Source organism: Streptomyces sp. GESEQ-4, from assembly GCF_017948455.1.
Taxonomy (GTDB): Bacteria; Actinomycetota; Actinomycetes; order Streptomycetales; family Streptomycetaceae; genus Streptomyces.
This window is the reverse complement of the sequence record NZ_JAFFSU010000008.1, coordinates 152283-169923: the sequence shown is the minus strand read 5'-3', so window position 1 is coordinate 169923 and position 17641 is coordinate 152283. Positions and strand designations below refer to the sequence as shown.

Genomic DNA, 17641 nt, shown 5'->3' with positions numbered 1-17641 from the left:
GCCCGTACCTGGACGAGGCCTGCGAGATCCAGACCGCGGCCACCGCCGCGGGCACCCCGCTCGTCACCCCCTCTCCCCACATCTGCGAACTCACCACACGCCAACTCGCAGGCAGGGACGACAGCTCGGACCTCCAGGACGACAAGGCATACGACCCGAGCACCCTCCCTGAACAGGAAGTTTCCTCAGAACCTTCCGTGAGGCGGAAGAGGTATTGCGGTGGCGCCACGCCCTTCCGGACGATGTCGCCATCACCCAAAGACGGGAGCCGCAACGATGCCGCACATGACCGCCTTCGCCAGGAACCAGTGGTACGTCGCCGCCTACAGCCACGAGGTCGGGCGTGAGTTGCTCGGCCGGAGCATCCTTGGTGAGCCGCTCGTGTTCTACCGCACCGAGGGCGACGGGACGCCCGTCGCGCTGCACGACCGGTGTGTGCACCGCCGGTACCCGCTGTCGGAGAGCGGTCTCGACGGCGACCGGATCGTCTGCGGCTACCACGGCTTCACGTACGACACGACGGGCGCGTGCGTGTACGTGCCGGGGCAGAAACGCATCCCGCGCACGGCGCGCGTCGCCTCCTACCCAGTGGTCGAGCAGGACTCGCTGATCTGGGTGTGGATCGGGGATCCGGCGCACGCGGACCCGCAGACCATCCCGCGCGCCCGGCACCTCGACGCCCCCGGCTGGACCACCGTCCGCGGCATGGAGCCCATCGACGCCGACTACGGCCTGCTCGTCGACAACCTCCTCGACCTCTCCCACGAGACGTATCTGCACGGCGGTTACATCGGCACCCCCGAGGTCGCCGAGACGCCGATCACCACCGAGGTCGACGAGGGCGCGGGGATCGTACGCGTCAGCCGGCACATGGACGACGCCGAGTGCCCGCCGTTCTACGCCAAGTCCACCGGCATCAAGGGCCGCATCACCCGCTGGCAGGACATCGAGTACCACGCCCCCTGCCTCTATCTTCTGCACAGCCGGATCGCCCCGGTCGGCGTGGTGCCGGAGGCCGACGGCAGCGACCCGAACGGCTTCCACACCGAGATCACGTACGCCATCACGCCGTCCTCGGACGGCAAGGTGTACGACTTCTGGATGGTCTCCCGGGACTGGGCGACGGACGACGAAGAGGTCACCGAGTTCCTGCGGGGCAACAACCACACCGTCGTCATGCAGGACGTCGACGCCCTCAACCTGCTCCAGAAGACGCTCGGGACCGAGCGGACGGGGTACCAGGAGCTGAGCATCAACATCGACACCGGCGGCCTGGCCGCCCGCCGTATCCTCGCCCGGCTGGTGGAGGAGGGCGACAAGCCGATGGAGAGGGTCCAGTGACGAGCCCCACGGGCGAGATCTACCGCATCGACTGGCTGCCGGGCACCGACCTCCTGCACGGCACCTGTCACTGCGGCGCCGAGCACACCGCCCAGGACCCGATCGAGATGTGGGAGTGGATGCTGGGCCACCCCGATGGACACCAGCCGCGAGGAAGCGACTCATGACCGTGTACGAAGCCGAACTCGTCGTCGACCGCACGGAGTCCGCGGCCGACGGCGTGCTCGCCCTCACCCTGCGCCATCCCCTGGGCGAGGAGCTCCCGGCCTGGGAGCCGGGGGCGCACATCGACGTCGTACTGGGTCCGGAGCTGGAGCGGCAGTACTCGCTGTGCGGGGATCCGGCGGACCGCTCGGCGTGGCGCATCGCCGTCCTGCGGGAGCCGGACGGGCGGGGCGGATCGGCGTACGTGCACGGGCAGTTGGGGCCGGGCGACAAGGTGCGCGTGCGCGGGCCCCGCAACCACTTCGCCCTGGCCCCGGCACCCCGCTACCGCTTCATCGCGGGCGGCATCGGCATCACGCCGATCCTGCCGATGCTGGCGGAGGCGGAGGCGGCGGGCGCCGAGTGGACGCTCTTGTACGGAGGCCGGACCCGCCAATCCATGGCGTTCACCGAGGAGTTGCGGCGGTACGGCGACCGCGTCACCGTCGCCCCTCAGGACGAGGCCGGCCTGCTCGACCTCTCCTCGGTCCTCGACGATCTTCCCGAGGGCAGCCTCGTCTACTGCTGCGGTCCCGGGCCGTTGCTGGACGCGGTGGAGGAGCGCTGCCCGGCCGGAGTGCTGCGCGTCGAGCGGTTCAGCCCGAAGGAGCAGCAACGGACCGGAGACGACGAGGAGTTCGAGGTCGTCCTGCAGCAGAGCGGACGCACCCTCACCGTCCCGGCGGACGTCTCCGTGCTCGACACCGTGCGGGCCGCGGGTGTCGAGGTGCTCTTCTCCTGCACCGAGGGCACCTGCGGCACCTGTGAGACCGATGTCGTCGAGGGCACCCCGGACCACCGCGACTCGGTCCTCACGGACGAGGAGCGCGAGGCCGGGGAGACCATGCTCATCTGTGTGTCCCGGTGCCGGGGGAAGCGGCTCGTGCTGGACCTGTGATCCGTACGTCCGCCTCGATCCGGGCGACCGTCGCGAGCAGGTGGGGCAGCAGATCGCGGCGTACGGACTCGACGGAGTTGCGGCCGGCGTGCACGGCGATGTTCACGCCGGCCACCACCTCGCCGTCCCGGTCGCGCACCGGGGCGGCGACCGATCGCAGCCCCTCCTCCAGTTCCTGGTCGACGAGGGCGTGCCCCTGACGCCGTACCCGGCGCAGTTCGGCGCGCAGGGCGTCCGCCGTGACGACGGTGCGGGCGGTGAGGGGGCGCAGGTCGGCGCGGGCGAGGCGGAGCTCGATCTCCTCGTCCGGCAGATGGGCGAGGATGACCCGGCCCACGGAGGTGACGTGCGCCGGGAAGCGGGTGCCGACCGTGATGGACGCGGTCATGATGCGGCTGGTGGGGACCCTGGCGACGTACACGATGTCGTCGCCGTCGAGGACGCACAGCGACGACGACTCCCGTACCTGCGCGACGAGTTGCTCCAGATGCGGTTCGGCGATCTGCGGCAGGGTGAAGCTGGAGAGGTAGGAGTAGCCGAGCTCCAGCACGCGCGGGGTGAGGCGGAAGCGCCGGCCGTCGGTCTGGACGTAACCGAGATCGGCGAGGGTGAGCAGGAAGCGGCGGGCGGCCGCGCGGGTCAGTCCACAGGCACGGGCCACATCGCTGAGTGTGAGAGCCGGATGCTCGGCGTCGAAGGCGCGGATGACGGCGAGACCCCGCTCGAAGGACCGGACGAAGTGCGGTGCGCGGGGTGCAGCGGGCATCGTGGCCTCCGGGCGGACGCATGAACGTGCGCTGTGCGCACGCTAAGAGCGCACATCTCGCCCTGTCAACGACCTGTGATGACACGGGCATTGACCGTGCCTCGGGACGGGCTTTACGTTCCCACACAGCACACCCGTACAGTCTGCGCACAACCTCTCGGAGCACCAGGACCGGTCCCACAGGGGGAGTCATGCGTCGTCGTCTGTTCCTCGGCCTCACGGCCCTACCCGTTCTGGCCGCCGCGACGGGGTGCGGCTCGTCCGACGACGGTGACGCGTCGGATGCGGGCTCCTCGTCCGGCGGCACCACCACGGTCAAGGTGGGGATCATCCCGATTGTCGATGTCGCACCCCTGTATCTGGGCCAGAAGAAGGGGTTCTTCAGTGAACGCGGCCTGAAACTGGAGCTGACGCCCGCGCAGGGCGGCGCCGCGATCGTGCCGGGTGTGGTCAGCGGCCAGTTCCAGTTCGGCTTCTCGAATGTGACCTCGCTGATGGTCGCCCAGTCCAACAACGTGCCCATCAAGGCCGTGGTGAACGGCATCGCCTCGACCGGCGTGAAGGGCAAGGACTTCAACGGCCTGATGGTGAAGAAGGGCAGTTCGATCACCTCGCCGAAGCAGTTGGAGGGCAAGAAGGTCGCCATCAACACCCTGAAGAACATCAACGAGACCGTGGTGCGCCAGTCGGTGCGCGCGGCGGGCGGCGACCCCGACAAGGTGCAACTCGTCGAGCTCGCCTTCGACCAGATGCCCGCGGCGCTCGACAAGGGACAGATCGACGCCGCGTGCGTGGTCGAGCCGGCGACCGCCACGATCAGGAGCCAGGGCGGCGTGGAGATCGCCTCTCCCCTGGTCGACATCGCCCCGGACCTCACCGTCGCCCTGTACTTCACCTCGCAGCAGTACCAGCAGCAGAACCCGGACGTGGTGAAGAAGTTCCAGGAGGCCACCGCCCAGTCCCTGGCCTACGCCGACTCCCACCCCGACGAGGCCCGCGCGATCATGACGACGTACACGAAGATCCCGCCGGACGTCCTGGAGCAGGTGACCCTGCCCAAGTGGCCGGCCGAGGCCAACCGCGCCTCCATCGAAGCCCTGATGAAGCTGGGCGAGGAGGACGGCCTCTTCAAGAAGACGCCGGACCTGGACGCGCTGCTGCCGTGAGGGGCGTGAACGCCGCACTCGGTGCGGCCGGGCTCGCGGCCTTCCTCGCCCTGGGTGAGGCGGTACCGCGGCTCGGTCTGGTCAAGGACGACTACTTCCCGCCGACCAGCCGGATCGCCGACGCGCTCGGCGGTGAACTCACCGACGGCGCCTTCTGGTCGGCGCTCGGCGACACCCTCACCGGCTGGGCGCTGGGCCTGGCGATCGCGGCCTGCGCGGGGATCGTCGTCGGCGTGGTCATCTCCGTGGTCCCCTATTTGCGGGAGGCGACGGCCTCCACGATCGAGTTCCTGCGCCCGATCCCCTCGGTCGCCCTGATCCCCCTGGCGATCCTCCTCTACGGCAACGAACTCCGCTCGGTCCTGCTCCTGGTCGTGTACGCGTCCTTCTGGCAGGTGCTGATCCAGACCCTGTATGGCGTCCAGGACCTGGACCCGGTCGCCGACGAGACGGCACGGTCGTACGGCCTGGGCACCTGGGCACGGATCCGGCATGTGCTGTGGCCGACCGCCCTGCCGTACGTCATGACCGGCATCCGGCTCGCGGCGGCCGTCGCGCTGATCCTCGCCATCACCGCCGAACTGATCATCGGGGCCCCGGGGTTGGGCAATCGCATCGGGGTCGCGCAGACCTCGCAGGCCGTGCCCGAGATGTATGCGCTGATCGTGGTCACGGGTCTGCTGGGGCTGCTGATCAACGTCGGTGCGCGGTCGGTGGAGCGGCGGGCGCTGGCCTGGCACCAGTCGGTGCGCGGGGAGGTGGCGGTATGAAGCGGCTGCTGCTGCGGGTGTTCTTCGTGCTCGCGCTGCCCGCGCTGCTGGTGGCGGGCTGGTGGGTGGCGTCCGACGGCAGCACGGACGTGTACTGGCCGCCGCTGCGGACGATCCTCAAGACCTTCCCCGACGTCTGGACCGCCGACCGGCTCCAGGACGACGTCCTGCCCAGCGTGCTCCGGCTGACCGGCGGCTACGCGCTCGCCGCGGTCGTCGGCGTGGCACTCGGCACGGTCATCGGCTCCTACCGACGCGTGCGCGCGGTCTGCGAACCCGTCCTGGAGTTCCTGCGAGCGGTGCCGCCGCCGGTCCTCATACCGGTCATCATGCTGTTCGCGGGCATCGGCGACACGATGAAAGTCACCGTGATCGCCAGCGGGTGCGTCTGGCCGATCCTGCTCAACACGGTCGAGGGCGTGCGCGCGGTCGACTCCGTGATGGTGGAGACGGCGCGCAGTTACGGCATCACGGGCACCGCGCGGCTGCGCAACGTCGTCCTGCGCTCGGCGAGCCCGCAGATCTTCGCGGGGCTGCGCCAGGCCCTGTCCATCGGCATCATCCTCATGGTCATCAGCGAGATGTTCGCGGCCAGCAACGGCCTCGGCTTCACCATCGTCCAGTTCCAGCGCGGCTTCGCCATCCCCGACATGTGGACCGGCATCCTCGTGCTCGGTCTGCTCGGCTTCCTCCTCTCCGTCGTCTTCCAGCTGGTCGAGCGCCGCGTGCTCGGCTGGTACCACGGCCTGCGCGCCTCGACCAGGCGGTCGCCGTGAACCTCGCGAAAGGGCGGTCCATGGACGCGCTTCTTGCCGTATCCGGCCTGAAGAAGGTCTACGAGGGGTCGGGGCGCCGGGTGGAGGCGGTCCGCGACCTCACCTTCACCGTCGACGCCGGAGAACTCGTCTGTCTCGTCGGCCCGTCGGGCTGCGGCAAGACGACCCTGCTGAAGTGCATGGGCGGACTGCTCGCACCGACGGCCGGTGAAGTGCTGCTGGAGGGACGGAAGGTGACCGGGCCACCGCCCGGGATGGCGTTCGTGTTCCAGGAGTACGGGCGGAGTCTGTTCCCCTGGATGCGGGTCGGCGAGAACGTCGAACTCCCCCTGAAGCAGAAGGACTTGAGCAAGGCGCGGCGTCGGGAGCTGGTGGCCGACGCGCTGCGATCGGTCGGGCTCGCTGACGCGGCGGGCGCCTATCCCTGGCAGCTGTCGGGCGGTATGCAGCAGCGGGTCGCCATCGCCCGCGCGCTCGCGTACGAGCCACGGGTGCTGCTGATGGACGAGCCGTTCGCGGCGGTGGACGCACAGACGCGCGCCGATCTGGAGGACCTCGTACGAGGGCTGTGGCGCGAGCGCGGCATCACGATCCTGTTCGTCACCCATGACATCGACGAGGCCGTGTACCTGGGCGAGCGGGTGCTCGTCCTGTCCTCCTCCCCCACCGTCATCCAGGAACAGCTCAAGATCGACCTGCCCGACGAACGCGACCAGCTGCACACCCGGGTCGCCCCGCGCTTCGCCGAGCTGCGCACCCATGTGTACGAGCAGATCCAGACGGCGAAGCGCGGGGTCCCGCAGGACGCGGTCACGAAGTCAGATACGCCTCCACCTCGCTGAACTGGGCGGCGGGCCAGCCGGTGTTGGCGGTGACCGTGAGCCGCAGATGGCGCAGGCTCGTGCCGCTGGGCAGCGCGACGGTGACCGTGTTGCCGGTCGCCGGGTCGAAGCGGTAACCGGTGGAGCCGACGACCGTCGAGTAGTTCGCGCCGTCGGTACTGCCGAGGACGGTGATGGTCTGGGTGCGCGCACCCCACGCCGAGGACGGCGGCAGCTTCAGCACCAGACGGCGTACGGATTCGGTGGCGCCGAGGTCGACCGTCAGGCTCTGCGGGAAGGCGTTGTTGGCGGACTCCCAGTAGCTGTTCGCGTCGCCGTCGACCGCCTTGCCGGGCGTGTAGACGTCCTGCGAGCCGGTCGCCGTCGCCGTGCGACCCTTGGCGAGGTTGCGGTTCGGGTCGGGGTCCGGGTTGCCCTGGCCGGGCTGGGGCCAGGTCGTGCAGTCCGACCAGGTGCTGCTCCAGCCGGAGTTGCCGCCGCCGTCGGTGAGCGTGAACGTGCCTGACGGGTAGGGGCAGTTGTAGATTCCCGCGGCACCGACGCCGGTGGCGGTCACGTTGCGCATGGTGGCGGCGCCCGGGGCTTCGGCCTGGACGACGACGGTGCCTGTGTTGCGTACGGTCGCCCCGTCGACGGTGATGTTCTTGGCGTCGTAGCCCCGCCCGCTGCCCGAGACGAACTCGAAGGCGCTGTACGGGCTGTCCGTGATCGTCGTGTTGGTGATCCGTACCTGTGCCTCGATGGCGCTGTCGTACGAGTCGACGCGCAGCGCGCCCATCGGGTGGTTCCAGTTGGGGTTCATCGCGCCGGTCCGCACGAGTGTGTTGCCGTCGACGGTGATCGTGCCGGCGAGCGGGTGGAACGGGTCGAGGAACTTCTGGTTGGAGATCGCGATGCCGCTGCCGAGGGCGTTGGTGTCCGAGATCAGGTTGTTCTTGACGCTGATGTCGGTGCCGCCGTAGATCGCGATGCCGTTGGCGAGGTTCGGCTGGGTGATGGTGTTGTTCTCGAAGCTGCTGTTGGTGTCGGGCGCGTACAGCGACCACATGGCGAGCGCGTCGTCGCCCTGGTTGCGCAAGAAGTTGTTGCGGACCTTGACCCCGCGCGCGTTGCCGTTGAGGTTGAGGCCGTCGGCGGTCATGTCGAGGAAGCGGTTGTTCTCGACGATCAGGTTGTCGTTGTTGCCCATCAGCCACAGGCCGACCTTGAGGTGCTGCAGCCACATGCCGGAGACCGAACTCCCGGCGCCCAGGGACCCGTTGACGAAGTTGTCCGGGTTGGAGTCGACACGTTCGGTGACCTCGCCGATGACCGCGAAGTCCTTGATGTGGACGTTGCCCAAGGAGCTGGACTGGTCGATGAAGCGGGAGGTGCGGACGACGGAGTGCCAGCTGCCGGCGCCCTGGAGGCTCACGTTCTGGACGCCGTTGAGGGAGGACGTCAGCTTGTACTCGCCCGGCGGGATCCATACGGTCCCGCCCTGAGCCGCGGAGATCGCGTCCCGGAAGGCCTGCGTGGAGTCGCCCTGGCCGGTGGGATCGGCCCCCTTGGACGTCACGGACACCGACCCGGCGGGCTGCGTCGCGAGCGCGGCGACCTGCTCGAAGTCGGCGACGTCGACGGTGATTTGGCTACCCGTCGGCTCCAACGCGACCTTGTCCCCCGGCTGGACGTCCTGCCCGAGCAACAGCCGGGCGTTGTCGTAGAAGTGGTGGGTCTTGGCACCCGGGATCCAACTGGTGTCCACGTACGAGTACTTGGACGTCACGGCGATGGTCTTCGCGAGCTTCGTGCCGTTGACGTACACGTTCAGTGAGCCCGACTGACCGTCGGGGACGCTGTAGGCGACGTTCACGGCGTTGGCCGCGCGCGGCACGGTGAACTCGACGCGCTGCCCGGCGGCGAGGCGTACGGCCTGGCGTCCGGAGGCTTCGGAGGCGAGCGTGCCCTGGGTGTAGTCGGGGCCGATCTTCGTGCCGGTGGTGGTGGCGGACTCGGCCTCGACGGAGGTGAAGGGCAGGGTGGCGCCGGCTGCTGCGTGGGCCGTGGGGGCGGTGGCGGTGAGCAGGCCCGCAGCGAGGGCGACGACCATGATTGCTGGCATGGCCCTGACAGTTCTGCTTCTGTTGCTGCGCATGTGTTGGTCCCTTCGGGGTGGGGGGATGCGGTCTCAGGCACGCAGCCAGACCGCGGTGTCCTTCGGAAGCCTCCCTTCGCCGTCCAACGGGGCGCTGCTGACGAGGAGTTCGGTGTACTCGGGCAGGTCGAACGGCCGGTCGGCGAGGTTCACCACGCACAGCGCGCCCTCGGCCCGGGTGAAGGCGAGGACGCCCTCGGGAGCGGGCAGCCAGGTGAGGGGGCCGTCGCCGAAGACGGGCCTGCGGCGGATCGCCTCCCGATAGAGGTGGAGCATCGAGCCCGGGTCCGCGGCCTGGCGGTCGGCCGCGTACGAGGGCCAGTCGGCGGGCTGCGGCAGCCACGGCTCGCCGCCGAATCCGGCGTACGGCGCATCCGCGGCCCACGGCAGTGGCACCCGGCAGCCGTCGCGGCCCGGGTCGGTGCCGCCGGAGCGGAAGTGCATCGGGTCCTCGATGCGGTCGAGGGGGATGTCGGCCTCGGGCAGGCCGAGTTCCTCGCCCTGGTAGACGTAGACGGCGCCGGGCAGGGCGAGCGAGAGCAGGGCGGCGGCCCGTGCGCGCCGGGTGCCCAGGGCCAGGTCGGCCGGGGTGCCGAAGGCCTTCGCCGCGAAGTCGAAGCCGGTGTCCTCGCGGCCGTAGCGGGTGACCGTGCGGGTGACGTCGTGGTTGCAGAGGACCCAGGTGGCGGGGGCGCCGACGGGGGCGTGCTCGGCGAGCGTGTCGTCGATCGACGTACGCAACCTGCGCACGTCCCAAGGACACGACAGAAACGAGAAGTTGAACGCGGTGTGCAGTTCGTCCGGGCGCAGATAGCGGGCGAAGCGTTCGGGGTCGGGGAGCCAGACCTCGCCGACGAAGATGCCGTCGTATTCGTCGGCCACGGCCCGCCAGGAGCGGTAGATGTCGTGGAGTTCGTCGCGGTCGAGGAACGGGTTCGGGTCGCGGCCCGCGACGAAGTGGGGCAGCTGCGGGTCCTTGGCGAGCAGGGCGGCCGAGTCGATGCGGACGCCCGCGACACCGCGCTCGAACCAGAAGCGCAGGATCTCCTCGTGCTCCCGGCGGACGGCGGGGTGGGCCCAGTTGAGGTCGGGCTGTTCGGGTGTGAACAGATGGAGATACCAGTCGCCGTCGGGCAGACGGGTCCAGACGGGCTCGGCTGAGCCGACGAACTGGGACGGCCAGTCGTTGGGCGGGAGTTCGCCGTGCGGGCCGCGCCCCGGACGGAAGTGGAACAACTCGCGCTCGGGGCTGCCGGGACCGGCCGCGAGCGCCGCCCGGAACCACGGGTGCTGGTCCGAGACATGGTTCGGCACAATGTCGACGATCGTACGGATGCCCAGCTCCCGCGCCTCCGCGATCAGCTTCTCCGCCTCGGCGAGCGTGCCGAACGCCGGGTCGATGGCGCGGTAGTCGGCGACGTCGTAGCCGCCGTCCTTCATCGGTGACAGATACCAGGGGTTGAACCAGAGGGCGTCCACGCCGAGTTCGGCAAGGTACGGCAGCCGGGTGCGGACGCCCGCGAGGTCGCCGGTGCCGTCGCCGTCGCCGTCCGCGAAACTGCGGACGTACACCTGGTAGATGACGGCGGAGCGCCACCAGTCGGTTCGCGTGGGGGCATGGGTGGGCTGTCCCACTGTGCCTGCCTTTCGGTGTCGGAGAGGGGCGGTGCCAGTGAGGGCGGCGTCAGCCCTTCGTGCTGCCCGCACTGATCCCGGCGATGATGTGCCGCTGGAAGACCAGGAACATCGCGACCATGGGGATACTGGCGATCACCATCGCGGCGATGAGCACGGTCAGCTGGATGTTCTGCGACAGCTGGACGAGTGCCACGCTGATCGGCTGCTTGTCCGTGTCGGAGAAGACCATCAGCGGCCAGAGGAAGTCCTGCCAGACCGCGACCAGCGCGAAGATCGACACGACTCCGAGCACCGGCCGGGACATCGGCAGCACGATCGACCACAGGACGCGCAGCCTCCCGGCGCCGTCGATCTCGGCGGCCTCCAGTACGTCGCGCGGGATCTGGTCGAAGAACCGCTTGAGGAGGTACAGGTTGAAGGCGTTGGCGACCGCCGGGAGCCAGATGGCGAGGGGGTCGTTGAGCAGGCCGAGATCGGCCACCGTCAGGTACTTCGGTACGACCAGCGCCTGCGCCGGGACCATGAGCGTGGCGAGGATGCCGCCGAGGATCACCTTGCCGAAGACCGGCCGGAGCCTGGAGAGGGCGTAGGCGGCGGCCGTACACAGGACCAGCTGGAACAGCCAGGCGCCGGCCGCCTGGACCACCGTGTTCCACAGGTGGGTCGGCAGTTGCATCAGGTCCCAGGCGTCGGTGTAGCCGCTGAGGTGCCACGCCTTCGGGACGATCGTGGGCGGGGTCTGGGCCACCTCGTCCGGCGACTTCATCGCGCCGGTCACCATCCAGTAGACCGGGAAGAGGAAGGCCAGCGCGAAGAGCAGCACGATCGCGGTGAAGACCGTCCAGTACGTCGCCCTGCCGCGCGTTCGGGCCAGCGCGGCCGGGGAGACCAGGGTCCGGGTGCTCATGCGGTGTCCTCCCCTTCGGTGCGGGTGAGCCGGAGATAGACGGCGGAGAAGAGGCCGAGGAACACCAGCAGCAGCACGCTGAGCGCGCAGGCGCCGCCGAAGTCGTTGTAGAGGAAGGCGTACTTGTAGATCAGGTAGAGCACGGTGACCGTGGCGTTCTCCGGGCCGCCGCCCGTGATCACGAACGGCTCGGTGAACACCTGCATCGTCGCGATGATCTGAAGCAGCATCAGCATGAGGATGACGAACCTGGTCTGCGGGATCGTCACATGCCGGATGCGCTGGAGGAGGCTCGCGCCGTCGAGTTCCGCCGCCTCGTACAGCTCGCCAGGAATGGATTGCAGGGCGGCCAGGTAGATCAGGACGGTGCCGCCCATGTTGGCCCAAGTCGCGACGATCACCAGGGAGAGCAGTGCGGTGTCGGCGCCGTTGGACCAGTTCGACGTGGGCAGGTGCAGGAAGCGCAGCGCCTCGTTGGCCAGGCCGGTGCCGGGGTCGTAGAACCACTTCCACAGCAGGGCGGTGACGACCGGCGGGATCATCACCGGCAGATAGACCGCGACTCTGAAGAAGGCTCTCGCGTGCCGGAGTTCGTTGAGGACGAGCGCCAGGACGAAGGGGATCGCGAAGCCCATGAGCAGGGCGAGCAGGGTGAAGGTGAGCGTGTTGCGCCAGGCCGCCGTGAACTCCGGGTCGTCGAGGACGCGGGTGAAGTTGGCGGTGCCGACCCACTCGGGGTCCGAGCCGGGCGTGTACTTCTGGAAGGCGATCACGACCGCGCGGATCGCGGGATACCAGGAGAACAGGGCGAAGCAGACGAGGCCGCCGAGGAGGAAGGCGTGGGCGCGGGCCTGGTCGGCGAGGCGGCGCCGCCTCCGATCCCCTGCCGGGGACGGCGCCTGCACCGGGCGTACCGTGATGGCCTCGACGGGTCGCGCGGTGGTCTTCGTCATCGGTCAGCCCCGGGCCAGGATGCTGTCGATCTTCCCGGAGGCGTCCCCCAGGAGCTGGTCGATGTCGGCGTCCTTCTTGGTGAGGACGGCGGAGACGACCGAGTCGAGGACGGAGTAGATCTGCTGGGCGTGCGGGGGCTCGATCTTCATGTCGAGCTCCTGGTTGCCGTCGAGGAAGGCCTGGTAGTTCTCGACGGGCACATTGGCGTTGGCCTTCTTGACCTGTTGGTCCTTGGCGTCGGCTGCGCCGCTGAACAGCCGCGGCTCGGGCAGCCCCACCGGGGCCTCGGCCTTCTTGGCGCGGGCGTAGTCGCCGAGGAAGCCGTCTCCGGGGGTGAGGAACATGTGGTCCAGCCACTTCAGGCCCGCCCTGATCTGCTCGGGGCTCGCCTTCTTGTTGAACATGTAGCCGTCGCCGCCGATGAGCGTGCCTTCGCCGCCGGGCATGGGCGCGAGGGCGAGGTCCTTGTAGTCGCCGCCCTTCTCCTTGACCAGGATCGGGATGTTGTCCGGCGCGGAGAGATACATACCGAGCTTCCCGGAACCCATCATCTGCTGAACGTCGTTGATGACCAGGAGCTGCTTGCTGCCCATCGAGTTGTCGGTCCAGCGCATGTCGTGCAGATTCTGCAGCACGGCCCGGCCCTCGGGTGTGTCGATCGTCGCCTTCTTGCCGTCGGCGCTGACGACGTCGCCGCCCTGCGCGTACATCTCGGCGGTGAAGTGCCAGCCGCCCTGGTTCTGGGCGCTGTAGTCGGCGTATCCGACGGTGCCGTTGCCGAGATCGGCGATCTTCTTGGCGGCGGTGCGCAGTTCGTCCCAGGTGGCCGGGGGCTGGTCGGGGTCGAGGCCCGCCTGCCGGAAGAGCTTCTTGTTGTAGATCAGGCCCATCGAGTAGCCGGTGCGCGGGATGCCGTAGATCTGGCCGTCGACGCTGTAGATGTCCCGCAGCTGCCGCTGGATGGTCTCGTAGCTCTTCAACTCCTTGATGTACGGCGTGAGATCGGCCGCCTGGTTGATGTCGACCACGTGCTTGGCGTCGGTGAAGTACGTGTAGAAGACGTCCTCCATCTGCCCGCCGGCGAGCTTCGCGTCGAACGTCTTCGGGTCCTGGCAGGGGAACGCGTCGTGCGCGACGACGTCGATGTCCGGGTTGGCCTTCTCGAAGGAGGCGATGTCCTGCTCGAAGAACTGCCGGTCGACCTTGGCGCTCTTGGGCGGCATGCAGTTGACGGTGATGCGTGTCTTGCCGCCCGCCGAGTCGTCCTCGCCGCCGCCCCCACAGGCGGTGAGGGCGAGGGAACAGACGCTGAGCGCGACGAACGTACGGCGGAACCCGGTGCTACTCATCGGTGGACCCCTTTGGGCAGGAGCGGTCGGCGCCGCACACTCAAGCACCGCCGACATCGAGCCGCAAGATGTCGCACAGAATCTGAAATTATTGAACGAGTCTGTGAATCTCCGTGGATCTCAGTCGCGGGGCGCTTGCCCGGTCGAACCCCGCACCACCAGCTCGGGCTCGAACAACAGCTCCTCAGCCGGTACGGCCGCCCCGCCGACCTGCGCGTTCAGCAGCTCGACGGCTGCCCTCCCCATCGCCTCGATGGGCTGGCGCACCGTCGTGAGCGGCGGCTCGGTGCAGTTCATGAACGCGGAGTCGTCGTAGCCGACGACGGAGATCTGCGAGGGGACGCCGAGGCCCTTGCGGCGGGCGGCCCGCACGGCCCCCAGGGCGAGCGGGTCGCTGGCGCAGATGATGCCCGTGACGCCCCGGTCGATCAGCCGGGCGGCGGCCGCGTGTCCGCCCTCGATCGAGAAGATGGCGCGGGCGACGAACTCGTCCGGCAGCTCCCCCACCGCTCGGGCGGCGGCCAGCTTGCGGGCCGACGGCACATGGTCGCCGGGGCCGAGCACCAGCCCGATGCGCTCATGGCCGAGGGAGGCCAGATGCCGCCAGGCCTGCTCCACCGCGACCGCGTCATCGCAGGAGACGCCGGGGAAACCGAGGTGTTCGATCGCCGCGTTGACCAGGACGACCGGGATGTTGCGGTCGGCGAGCAGCCGGTAGTGCTCGTGCGGCGCGTCGGCCTGGGCGTACAGACCGCCGGCGAAGACGACGCCGGAGACCTGCTGTTGCAGCAGCAGCGCCACATAGTCGGCCTCGGAGACACCGCCCTTGGTCTGCGTGCACAGCACCGGGGTCAGGCCGAGCTGGGCGAGCGCTCCCCCGATCACCTCGGCGAACGCCGGGAAGATCGGGTTCTGCAGCTCGGGCAGCACGAGGCCCACGAGCCGCGCACGTTCACCGCGCAGCTGCGTCGGCCGCTCGTAGCCGAGGACGTCCAGGGCGGACAGCACCGCCTGCCGGGTGCCTTCGGAGACTCCGGGCTTGCCGTTGAGCACCCGGCTGACCGTGGCCTCGCTGACCCCGACCTTCTTCGCCACCTCGGCAAGTCGTCGCGTCATGCGCGCAAGAATAGCGCAAGAAATGCAAGCAGCTTGCGTTCAGTTCCGTTCCCGTAGGTCCGGCTGTCAGTCGCGGGCCGCCCACAGGCCGCGGACATGGCCGAGGTGACGGGTCATAACCTCCCGTACGGCGTCCTCGTCACGGGCGAGCAGGGCGTCGAGGAGTTCGAGGTGCTCTTCGGCGGAGGCCATCAGGCGGCCCGCCTCGAGCAGGGCGGTGAGCCCGTACAGGCGGGAGCGCTTGCGCAGGTCGCCGACGACCTCGACGAGGTGCGCGTTGCCGACGAGGGCGAGCAAGCCCAGATGGAAGGCGGTGTCGGCCTCGACGTAGGCGATGAGATCCCCGGCGGCAGCGGCGGCGACGATCTCTCGCGCGGCCGGGCGCAGCGCCTCCAGGGAGGCCGAGTCGGCGGTCCTGGCGAGATCCACGACGGTGGGAATCTCGATGAGGGCGCGGATGTGCTTGTACTCGTCGAGTTGTTCCTCGGACACCTCGGTGACCCGGAACCCCTTGTTGGGGACGGTGTCGACCAGGCCCTCCTTGGCGAGATCCAGCATCGCCTCGCGGACCGGGGTCGCCGACACGCCGAAGCGGGCGGCGAGGGTGGGCGCGGAGTACAGCTCGCCGGGGCGTAGTTCACCGGCGATGAGCGCGGCCCGTAGGGCGTCGGCGACCCGCTCACGGTAGCTGCTCTTCTTGCCGCCCAGCGTGGGCAGGGCAGGAGCGGCGGCGGCCGGGGCGCTGGTGCGCTGGGCGGGCATGGGACTCTCCTAGCGGGCAAACGGGCTGTGCGACGGTGCAATGTCACGCGTCACACGACATTATCCCCGGTCGCGGACGCGGACGCGGGCCGCAGGCTCACAGCACGAACCCCGCCGGGAACGGGTCGGCGGGGTCGAGCAGATACTGCGCCGTGCCGGTGATCCAGGCGCGGCCGGTGAAGCTGGGCAGGACGGCGGGGCGGCCGGCGACCTCGGTGGTGGCCAGCAGCCGGCCGGTGAAGCGGGTTCCGATGAAGGACTCGTTCACGAACTCGGTGTTCAGGGGGAGTTCGCCGCGTGCGTGCAACTGCGCCATGCGCGCGCTGGTGCCCGTGCCGCAGGGCGAGCGGTCGAACCAGCCGGGGTGGATGGCCATCGCGTGCCGTGAGTGGCGGGCGGTGGAGCCGGGGGCGTACAGGTGGACGTGGTGGCAGCCGTGGATCGACGGGTCCTCGGGGTGGACGGGCTCGTCCTCGGCGTTGATCGCCTCCATCAGGGACAGGGCCGCGGTGAGGATGTCGTCCTTGCGGGAGCGGTCGAAGGGCAGGCCGAACTGGTCCAGCGGCAGGATGGCGTAGAAGTTGCCGCCGTATGCCAGGTCATAGGTCACCGTCCGCCCGTCGGGAAGGGCGATCTTGCGGTCGAGGGCGACGGAGAAGGACGGCACGTTCTGGAGGGTGACCGCCTTCGCGGCGCCGTCCTCCACCGCCACCTCGGCGACGACCAGGCCCGCCGGGGTGTCGAGCCGGATCGTGGTGACCGGTTCGACGACCTCGACCATGCCGGTCTCGACGAGCACGGTCGCCACGCCGATCGTGCCGTGTCCGCACATCGGGAGATAGCCGGAGACCTCGATGTAGACGACGCCCCAGTCGCAGTCGGGGCGGGTGGGCGGCTGAAGGATCGCGCCGCTCATCGCGGAGTGGCCGCGCGGCTCGTTCATCAGCAACTGCTTGATGTCGTCCCGGTGTTCACGGAAGTACAGCCGACGCTCGTTCATCGTGTCGCCGGGGATGGTGCCGATCCCGCCGGTGATCACGCGGGTGGGCATGCCCTCGGTGTGCGAGTCGACGGCGTGCAGGACGAGTTTGCTGCGCATGGTCCAGACTCCTTCACGCGAGACCTGCGGCTACGGCTTTCTCGGTGGCGGCGCGGACGGCGGCCTCCTGCTCGGGCCGCAGCGGGACGCGCGGCGGGCGAACCGGGCCGCCGTGCCGGCCGACGATGTCCATGGACAGCTTGATGGCCTGCACGAACTCGACCTTGGAGTCCCAGCGCAGCAGCGGGTGCAGCTGCTCGTAGAGCTTCTTGGCGGTGGCGAGGTCGCCGCCCACGGCCGCCCGGTACAGCTCGACGGTGGCGGCGGGCAGCGCGTTGGGGTAGCCGGCCACCCAGCCCTTGGCGCCGGCGATGGCGAGTTCCAGCAGAACGTCGTCGGCGCCGATCAACAGGTCGAGTTCCGGGGCGAGTTCGGCGAGCTGGTAGGCGCGGCGGACGTCGCCGGAGAACTCCTTGACGGCCTGGATGTGGCCCTCGCCGTGCAGCTTGGCGAGGAGTTCCGGCACGAGGTCGACCTTGGTGTCGATGGGGTTGTTGTACGCCACGATCGGCACCCCCGCCTTGGCGACCTCCGCGTAGTGCGCCAGCACCGACCGCTCGTCGGCGCGGTACGCGTTGGGCGGCAGCAGCATCACGGACGCGCAGCCGGCGTCGCGTGCCTGCTCGGCCCAGCGGCGGGCCTCCGCCGAGCCGTAGGCGGCGACGCCGGGCATGACGCGCTCGCCTCCGATGGCGGCCACGGCGGTCTCGACGACCTTGGCCCGCTCCTCGGGGGTGAGTACCTGGTATTCGCCGAGCGAGCCGTTCGGTACGACGCCGTCGCAGCCGTTCTCGACCAGCCAGGCGCAGTGTTCGGCGTACCGGGCGTGGTTCACGGACAGGTCGTCGTCGAGCGGGAGGGCGGTGGCGACGAGGATGCCCCGCCAGGGACGGGTCGGGGTGGCGGTCATGTGAGG

17 protein-coding genes are annotated in these 17641 nt (G+C 69.5%); 7 read left to right on the top strand and 10 right to left on the bottom strand.

Features of this window, described 5'->3' with window-relative positions:
* Window positions 1–276: 276 nt before the first annotated feature.
* The 3 genes from KCH48_RS17960 to KCH48_RS17950 are packed head-to-tail and all read left to right on the top strand — an operon-like array spanning window position 277 to window position 2443.
* Window positions 277–1341: an aromatic ring-hydroxylating dioxygenase subunit alpha gene (locus tag KCH48_RS17960; RefSeq protein WP_210575276.1), complete on the top strand. Its 1065-nt coding sequence runs from the start codon at window positions 277–279 to the stop codon at window positions 1339–1341.
* Entirely contained in the window at window positions 1338–1508 is a 171-nt protein-coding gene (locus KCH48_RS17955; RefSeq protein WP_210575274.1) for a hypothetical protein, read from the top strand. Before KCH48_RS17960 ends, KCH48_RS17955 begins: the two co-directional genes overlap by 4 nt.
* Window positions 1505–2443: a PDR/VanB family oxidoreductase gene (locus KCH48_RS17950; protein WP_210575273.1), complete on the top strand. Its 939-nt coding sequence runs from the start codon at window positions 1505–1507 to the stop codon at window positions 2441–2443. The genes KCH48_RS17955 and KCH48_RS17950 overlap by 4 nt, the downstream gene beginning before the upstream one ends.
* On the opposite strand, the gene KCH48_RS17945 is transcribed toward KCH48_RS17950, so the two are convergent.
* Complete coding sequence (locus KCH48_RS17945; protein WP_210575272.1) at window positions 2394–3209, bottom strand: IclR family transcriptional regulator C-terminal domain-containing protein; 816 nt, start codon at window positions 3207–3209, stop codon at window positions 2394–2396. The genes KCH48_RS17950 and KCH48_RS17945 overlap by 50 nt on opposite strands.
* A 191-nt stretch (window positions 3210–3400) precedes the next feature.
* Here KCH48_RS17945 and KCH48_RS17940 point away from each other — a divergent pair, with 191 nt between their 5' ends.
* The 4 genes from KCH48_RS17940 to KCH48_RS17925 are packed head-to-tail and all read left to right on the top strand — an operon-like array spanning window position 3401 to window position 6763.
* Entirely contained in the window at window positions 3401–4375 is a 975-nt protein-coding gene (locus KCH48_RS17940; RefSeq protein WP_210575271.1) for an ABC transporter substrate-binding protein, read from the top strand.
* Window positions 4372–5145 carry an ABC transporter permease gene (locus KCH48_RS17935; RefSeq protein WP_210575270.1) on the top strand — a complete coding sequence of 258 codons (774 nt, stop codon included), beginning with the start codon at window positions 4372–4374 and terminating at the stop codon, window positions 5143–5145. The genes KCH48_RS17940 and KCH48_RS17935 overlap by 4 nt, the downstream gene beginning before the upstream one ends.
* The gene (locus tag KCH48_RS17930) at window positions 5142–5921 is read left to right on the top strand and encodes an ABC transporter permease (protein ID WP_210575269.1); all 780 of its coding nucleotides are present in this window, start codon (window positions 5142–5144) and stop codon (window positions 5919–5921) included. Before KCH48_RS17935 ends, KCH48_RS17930 begins: the two co-directional genes overlap by 4 nt.
* Before the next feature lie 20 nt (window positions 5922–5941).
* The gene (locus tag KCH48_RS17925) at window positions 5942–6763 is read left to right on the top strand and encodes an ABC transporter ATP-binding protein (protein WP_210575268.1); all 822 of its coding nucleotides are present in this window, start codon (window positions 5942–5944) and stop codon (window positions 6761–6763) included.
* Here the strand turns inward: KCH48_RS17925 and KCH48_RS17920 are convergent.
* The 9 genes from KCH48_RS17920 to KCH48_RS17880 form a co-directional block, all read right to left on the bottom strand.
* Window positions 6732–8900 (bottom strand): discoidin domain-containing protein, encoded by a 2169-nt coding sequence (locus tag KCH48_RS17920; RefSeq protein WP_210575267.1) that lies wholly within the window; start codon window positions 8898–8900, stop codon window positions 6732–6734. The genes KCH48_RS17925 and KCH48_RS17920 overlap by 32 nt on opposite strands.
* A 33-nt stretch (window positions 8901–8933) precedes the next feature.
* Window positions 8934–10535 carry a glycoside hydrolase family 13 protein gene (locus KCH48_RS17915; protein ID WP_210575266.1) on the bottom strand — a complete coding sequence of 534 codons (1602 nt, stop codon included), beginning with the start codon at window positions 10533–10535 and terminating at the stop codon, window positions 8934–8936.
* A gap of 49 nt (window positions 10536–10584) precedes the next feature.
* Window positions 10585–11445: a carbohydrate ABC transporter permease gene (locus KCH48_RS17910; protein WP_210575264.1), complete on the bottom strand. Its 861-nt coding sequence runs from the start codon at window positions 11443–11445 to the stop codon at window positions 10585–10587.
* Window positions 11442–12398, bottom strand: a complete 957-nt coding sequence (locus KCH48_RS17905) for a carbohydrate ABC transporter permease (RefSeq protein WP_210575262.1) — start codon at window positions 12396–12398, stop codon at window positions 11442–11444. Before KCH48_RS17905 ends, KCH48_RS17910 begins: the two co-directional genes overlap by 4 nt.
* Window positions 12399–12401: 3 nt before the next feature.
* Window positions 12402–13748, bottom strand: a complete 1347-nt coding sequence (locus KCH48_RS17900; RefSeq protein ID WP_210575260.1) for an ABC transporter substrate-binding protein — start codon at window positions 13746–13748, stop codon at window positions 12402–12404.
* Window positions 13749–13868: 120 nt separating this feature from the next.
* The gene (locus tag KCH48_RS17895; protein WP_210575258.1) at window positions 13869–14864 is read right to left on the bottom strand and encodes a LacI family DNA-binding transcriptional regulator; all 996 of its coding nucleotides are present in this window, start codon (window positions 14862–14864) and stop codon (window positions 13869–13871) included.
* Window positions 14865–14930: 66 nt separating this feature from the next.
* The gene (locus KCH48_RS17890) at window positions 14931–15626 is read right to left on the bottom strand and encodes a GntR family transcriptional regulator (protein WP_210575256.1); all 696 of its coding nucleotides are present in this window, start codon (window positions 15624–15626) and stop codon (window positions 14931–14933) included.
* 97 nt (window positions 15627–15723) lie between these two features.
* Window positions 15724–16725, bottom strand: coding sequence for a proline racemase family protein (locus tag KCH48_RS17885; protein ID WP_210575255.1), 1002 nt, complete (start codon window positions 16723–16725; stop codon window positions 15724–15726).
* A 13-nt stretch (window positions 16726–16738) separates the two neighbouring features.
* A complete protein-coding gene (locus KCH48_RS17880; RefSeq protein WP_210575254.1) occupies window positions 16739–17635 on the bottom strand; it encodes a dihydrodipicolinate synthase family protein in 897 nt (298 codons plus the stop codon).
* Window positions 17636–17641 lie beyond the last annotated feature (6 nt).

What these genes read in the sequence shown, in the direction of transcription:
- KCH48_RS17960 (WP_210575276.1), top strand. Translation starts at nt 277, where the DNA reads ATGCCGCACATGACCGCCTTCGCCAGGAACCAGTGGTACGTCGCCGCC.
- KCH48_RS17950 (WP_210575273.1), top strand. Translation starts at nt 1,505, where the DNA reads ATGACCGTGTACGAAGCCGAACTCGTCGTCGACCGCACGGAGTCCGCG.
- KCH48_RS17945 (WP_210575272.1), bottom strand. Translation starts at nt 3,209, where the DNA reads ATGCCCGCTGCACCCCGCGCACCGCACTTCGTCCGGTCCTTCGAGCGG.
- KCH48_RS17940 (WP_210575271.1), top strand. Translation starts at nt 3,401, where the DNA reads ATGCGTCGTCGTCTGTTCCTCGGCCTCACGGCCCTACCCGTTCTGGCC.
- KCH48_RS17930 (WP_210575269.1), top strand. Translation starts at nt 5,142, where the DNA reads ATGAAGCGGCTGCTGCTGCGGGTGTTCTTCGTGCTCGCGCTGCCCGCG.
- KCH48_RS17925 (WP_210575268.1), top strand. Translation starts at nt 5,942, where the DNA reads ATGGACGCGCTTCTTGCCGTATCCGGCCTGAAGAAGGTCTACGAGGGG.
- KCH48_RS17920 (WP_210575267.1), bottom strand. Translation starts at nt 8,900, where the DNA reads ATGCGCAGCAACAGAAGCAGAACTGTCAGGGCCATGCCAGCAATCATG.
- KCH48_RS17910 (WP_210575264.1), bottom strand. Translation starts at nt 11,445, where the DNA reads ATGAGCACCCGGACCCTGGTCTCCCCGGCCGCGCTGGCCCGAACGCGC.
- KCH48_RS17905 (WP_210575262.1), bottom strand. Translation starts at nt 12,398, where the DNA reads ATGACGAAGACCACCGCGCGACCCGTCGAGGCCATCACGGTACGCCCG.
- KCH48_RS17900 (WP_210575260.1), bottom strand. Translation starts at nt 13,748, where the DNA reads ATGAGTAGCACCGGGTTCCGCCGTACGTTCGTCGCGCTCAGCGTCTGT.
- KCH48_RS17895 (WP_210575258.1), bottom strand. Translation starts at nt 14,864, where the DNA reads ATGACGCGACGACTTGCCGAGGTGGCGAAGAAGGTCGGGGTCAGCGAG.
- KCH48_RS17890 (WP_210575256.1), bottom strand. Translation starts at nt 15,626, where the DNA reads ATGCCCGCCCAGCGCACCAGCGCCCCGGCCGCCGCCGCTCCTGCCCTG.
- KCH48_RS17885 (WP_210575255.1), bottom strand. Translation starts at nt 16,725, where the DNA reads ATGCGCAGCAAACTCGTCCTGCACGCCGTCGACTCGCACACCGAGGGC.
- KCH48_RS17880 (WP_210575254.1), bottom strand. Translation starts at nt 17,635, where the DNA reads ATGACCGCCACCCCGACCCGTCCCTGGCGGGGCATCCTCGTCGCCACC.